This is a genomic window from Phaeovulum sp. (genome assembly GCF_041596715.1).
Classification (GTDB): domain Bacteria; phylum Pseudomonadota; class Alphaproteobacteria; order Rhodobacterales; family Rhodobacteraceae; genus UBA6213.
On the sequence record NZ_JBFHIA010000238.1, the window covers coordinates 1 to 4,609 of the forward strand.

A 4,609-nucleotide genomic window follows, 5' to 3' on the forward strand; every position below is an offset into this window, starting at 1 on the left:
CTACGCCCCGACCACACATTCAACATCGAAGAATATAATACCTATGCCTGCCCTTGGCACCATAACCTGACCGCCAGCATCGTCTCGTTCCGGGTTGCCAAGGCGCTCAAGAGCAACGCAGGCTCCACATTCAATATCCCGAGTTTTCTTTGGTATAACTCGGTGCCCTTCGGGTGGAACTCGCAACAAATGATGGACCTCGGGCTGATGGAGCCCGGTCAGTGGTTCTGACGCACAGGTCCGGCTGATCGCCCCCTACTCTGGCTTGCCCCAGCCGCCTCCGCCCGGCGTGCGCATTTCAAACACGGCATCGGCGGGCAACGCGCGTTCATCATTGCCCGCAAGCGCCTCTCGGCGGCCGTCGGGCCAGATCACCAGATTCTCGCCCAACGCGCCGGGGCTGCCCCCTGCCACGCCAAAGGGCGGCACAATCCGCGACTGCGACAGCACGGTGACTGTAACGGGCTCCAGAAACCGCAAGCGCCGCACCGCACCGTTGCCACCGGGCCAGCGCCCCTGCCCGCCCGAACCGCGGCGGATGACAAGGCTTTCCAGCCGCACCGGAAAACGCCGCTCCAGCACTTCGGGGTCAGTCATGCGGGTGTTGGTCATGTGGCTTTGCACCGCGTCGCAACCTGCAAAGCCGGGCCCTGCCCCCGTGCCGCCCGCGATCGTCTCGTAGTTCTGAAACGCGTCATTGCCCCAGGTAAAGTTGTTCATCGTACCCTGCCCTGCCGCCAACACGCCCAGCGCGCCATAAAGCGCGTTGGTTGCGGCCTGACTAACCTCGGTATTGCCAGCAATCACCGCAGCCGGGGCGCGCGGGTTCAACATGCATCCCTCGGGCAGCACGATGTCGATAGGGCGCAGGCAGCCTTCGTTCAGCGGGATGTCCTTGCCCACCAGCGTGCGAAAGACATAAAGCACCACCGCCCGCGCCACTGCCGCAGGGGCGTTGTAGTTGCCCGCCTGCTGTGGCGACGTGCCGGTGAAGTCTACCGTTGCACGGCCCTCTGCGCGGTCCACGCGCACCGCCACGCAAATCTCGGCACCGCTGTCGAGCGGGTAGCGGAAACTTCCGTCCTTGAGCGCGCCAATCACCCCGCGCACCAGCGCCTCGGCATTGTCCTGCACATGGGTCGCATAGGCCGCAAGCGCCTCGATCCCCCAGCTTGCCGCTGCGCGCACCAGTTCTCGCCGCCCGGTTTCGTTGGCGGCAAGCTGTGCCTTCAGGTCCGCCACGTTCTGGTCTGGCGCGCGGCACGGATAGCGCCCCGAAGCCAGAAGCGCGCGCACCTCGGCCTCGCGAAAACTGCCTGCCGAGACCAGCCGAAAGGTGTCGATCAGCACGCCTTCCTCGGTGATGTCGCGGCTGTCGGGCGGGCAAGACCCCGGCGTGCGCCCGCCGATATCGGCGTGATGCCCGCGCGACCCGAGCCAGAACCGCACCCGACCGGCGATGAACACAGGGCTGACCACCGTCACATCGGGCAAATGCGTACCGCCCGCGAAGGGAGAGTTCAGCATGTAGGCATCCCCCTCGGCCACATCCGCGCCCACCACGCGCATCACCGTGCGGATCGAATCGGACATCGAACCCAGATGCACCGGCACATGCGGCGCATTGGCCACGAGGTTGCCGCCCTCATCAAAAATGGCGCAGGAAAAATCCATGCGTTCCTTGATGTTGACCGACCAAGCGGTGTTGGCAAGCGTAGCCCCCATCTGTTCGGCGATCGACATGAACAAGTTTGACGCCACCTCCAGCCGCACCGGGTCTGCCTCGGTGCCCGCCGCGCGCGCATGCACCGCTGCCTTGACTCGCTCTAGGATCAGATTGCCCGTTGCATCGACCCGTGCCGACCAGCCGGGTTCGACCACGGTGGTGCCGGTCGGCTCTAGAATGACCGCGGGCCCTGAAATGGTGGCCCCCGCCCCCAATGCGGTGCGGTCATAGAAAGGTGTCTCGACCCAGCCACCGGCAAACCAGACCGCGTGGCGCGCCGCAACTTTGGCCTCGCCCGCACCCAGCCGCACCTGCGAAAGCACCGCAGCCCCACCTGCCGCTTCAACCGCAAGCATCTCAAAGCGGATGGCGCGGGAGGGGTCGGTATAGCCAAAGCGCGCAAGATGCGCCGCCTCAAACGCCGCCTGCATTGCGGGTGCCGCGTCAAAGGGCACCTCCAACGCCTGATGCGAGCCTTCATAGCGCAGATGCGCGCGCGCCTCGGCCGAAATCTCGGCCTCGTCCACACCTTGCGCCACCAGCTCGGCCCGCGCCTCGGCAATCAGGGCAGCCACACGCATGGCCATCGCGGGCTGCGCCGCAAGCGCATCATCGGCCTGTTCTTCGCGAAGACTGCGCAACTCGGCCAGCCCCATGCCATAGGCCGAAAGCACCCCGGCCAGCGGGTGCAGCAGCACCCGGCGCATCCCCAGTGCATCGGCCACGCCGCACGCGTGCTGCCCACCCGCGCCGCCAAAGCATTGCAGCGTGTAGGCGGTGACATCGTGCCCGCGCTCTACCGATATCTTCTTGATCGCGTTGGCCATATTAGCCACGGCAATAGCCAGAAAGCCTTCGGCCACCGCCTCGGGGCTGGGGCTTTGCCCGCTGGCCGCAGCAATCTCGCCCGCCATATGCACGAAACCGGCGCGCACGGCATCGGCGTCAAGCGGCTGATCGCCCTCGGCTCCGAAAACCGAAGGGAAATGCTCGGGCGCAAGGCGGCCCAGCATGACATTGGCATCGGTCACGGTCAGCGGCCCACCGCGGCGATAGGCGGCCGGGCCGGGGTTGGCCCCTGCGCTTTCCGGTCCAACCTGATAGCGGCCATCGGCAAAACTAAGCACCGATCCGCCCCCGGCGGCGACGGTGTGAATATCCATCATCGGCGCGCGCATCCGCACGCCCGCAACCTCGGTTTCAAAACTGCGTTCATAGGTGCCCGCATAATGGCTGACATCGGTCGAGGTGCCGCCCATGTCGAAGCCGATCAACTGCTCATACCCCGCCGCGAGCCCGGTTTTGACCATGCCGACAATGCCGCCAGCCGGGCCAGACAGAATCGCATCGCGACCCTGAAAGCGGTTCGCGTCGGTCAACCCACCCGATGACTGCATGAAGAACAGCCGCCCGGTGCCCCGCCCAAGATCAAGTGCCCCGGCCACCTGATCGACATAGCGACGCAAGATCGGCGACAGGTAGGCGTCTGCCACGGTCGTATCGCCGCGCCCCACCAGTCGGATCAGCCGCGAACATTCATGGCTGAGTGAAACTTGGCTGAACCCCGCAGCGCGCGCCAAAGCGCCCACCCTCAGCTCGTGCACGGGGTTGAGGTAGCTGTGCATCAAAGCCACCGCCACCGCGCGAATCCCTTCCGCATAGGCTTTGGCAAGCGCCGCGGCCACTGCGGCCTCGTTCAGTGGGGCGATTTCGGCACCGTCGGCGTTCAGCCGCCCCGGCACTTCGGCTACCTGTTCGTGCAGCAATTCCGCGCGGCGGATGTGCAAATCAAACAACCGCGGCCGGGTTTGGTTGCCAATCCGCAAAAGATCCGCGAATCCTTCGGTGATCAGCAGTAGAACCCGCTCGCCCTTGCGTTCAAGCAGCGCGTTTGTAGCGACCGTGGTTCCCATTTTAACCGCGCCGATGGCACCTTGCGGGATCGGTGCGCCCGCGCTCAGCCCAAGGCAATCGCGAATGCCCTGCACCGCCGCGTCTGGGTATCGCTCGGGGTTCTCTGACAGCAGCTTGCGTAGATGCAGCGCCCCATCGGGCGCGCGGCCTACGATGTCGGTAAACGTGCCGCCACGGTCGATCCAGAACTCCCAGCTCATACTGTCCCCCTTGCGGCGTTTCTGCCCCATGTCGGGCAGAGAACGGGGGATTGTCAATGAAAGCGCATCAGCAGCCGACCGCCTTGGAAGGGGGGGCACCGCACCAAGCCCCTTGCACAACACTGCCGAAAGGGCGCCAAATGGCGGTGCGGAAAGGGGGGGTGAGTCTCGCCCCCGCCGCCAGCAATTCAGGAGCATGTCATGGCCAAAGGCCAATTGCGCAGCAACAAGGAAGCGAAGAAGCCGAAGAAGGACAAGAAGGCGGCAGCCTCCGCTACCGCAACCTTCGAAAAGGGGCTTTCGCCCAACGCGGCCAAGCCCGCCAAAAAGGGCTGAGAGACACCAAGGCATAGCCTTGGATACCAAGGCGGCGCGCGGGCATGCCCGCGCGACTGCCGTGATTTCGTGCACAGCTGGGCATGTGCAACGGCCGAGTCTTGGGTGAAGAAAGTCGCTGGAGCGGGTGATGGGAATCGAACCCACGTATTCAGCTTGGAAGGCTGCTGCTCTACCATTGAGCTACACCCGCGCCCGCCCCCTATAAGCCCTCGCCCCCGCTTCGCGCAAGAGCCGGGGGGAGAATGCGTGTCGGTTCTGGCGCCAGCGCCGGGCGGGACGCACGGGTTAGCCTTGTTCCGCCGGTTTCCACATTCGGGCCGAAACCGCGCGGAATTAGCGGCCATCGGGCGGGCCAATTGCGCTGTAGAACCCAAAGCCGCGCACGCCCGTGGGTTTTGCAGCAGTTGCGCCTGCCTGCGCACCCACCTTA

Annotated in this window: 2 protein-coding genes, 1 tRNA gene and 1 pseudogene; 2 read left to right on the forward strand and 2 right to left on the reverse strand. The window is 65.2% G+C overall.

Annotated elements, in window-relative coordinates; genetic code table 11:
* A pseudogene (locus tag ABY403_RS13665) lies at window positions 1–231 on the forward strand (hypothetical protein); the annotation flags it as partial.
* Window positions 232–255: 24 nt separating this feature from the next.
* Here the strand turns inward: ABY403_RS13665 and ABY403_RS13670 are convergent.
* A complete protein-coding gene (locus tag ABY403_RS13670) occupies window positions 256–3,840 on the reverse strand; it encodes a hydantoinase B/oxoprolinase family protein (protein ID WP_372841384.1) in 3,585 nt (1,194 codons plus the stop codon).
* A gap of 201 nt (window positions 3,841–4,041) precedes the next feature.
* Here ABY403_RS13670 and ABY403_RS13675 point away from each other — a divergent pair, with 201 nt between their 5' ends.
* Complete coding sequence (locus ABY403_RS13675; RefSeq protein WP_372841385.1) at window positions 4,042–4,176, forward strand: hypothetical protein; 135 nt, start codon at window positions 4,042–4,044, stop codon at window positions 4,174–4,176.
* Between the two features lie 119 nt (window positions 4,177–4,295).
* On the opposite strand, the gene ABY403_RS13680 is transcribed toward ABY403_RS13675, so the two are convergent.
* Window positions 4,296–4,369 (reverse strand) — tRNA-Gly (locus ABY403_RS13680).
* Window positions 4,370–4,609 lie beyond the last annotated feature (240 nt).

Excerpts from the sequence above, each read along its gene's own strand:
- ABY403_RS13670 (WP_372841384.1), bottom strand. The coding sequence starts at position 3,840 with ATGAGCTGGGAGTTCTGGATCGACCGTGGCGGCACGTTTACCGACATC.
- ABY403_RS13675 (WP_372841385.1), top strand. The coding sequence starts at position 4,042 with ATGGCCAAAGGCCAATTGCGCAGCAACAAGGAAGCGAAGAAGCCGAAG.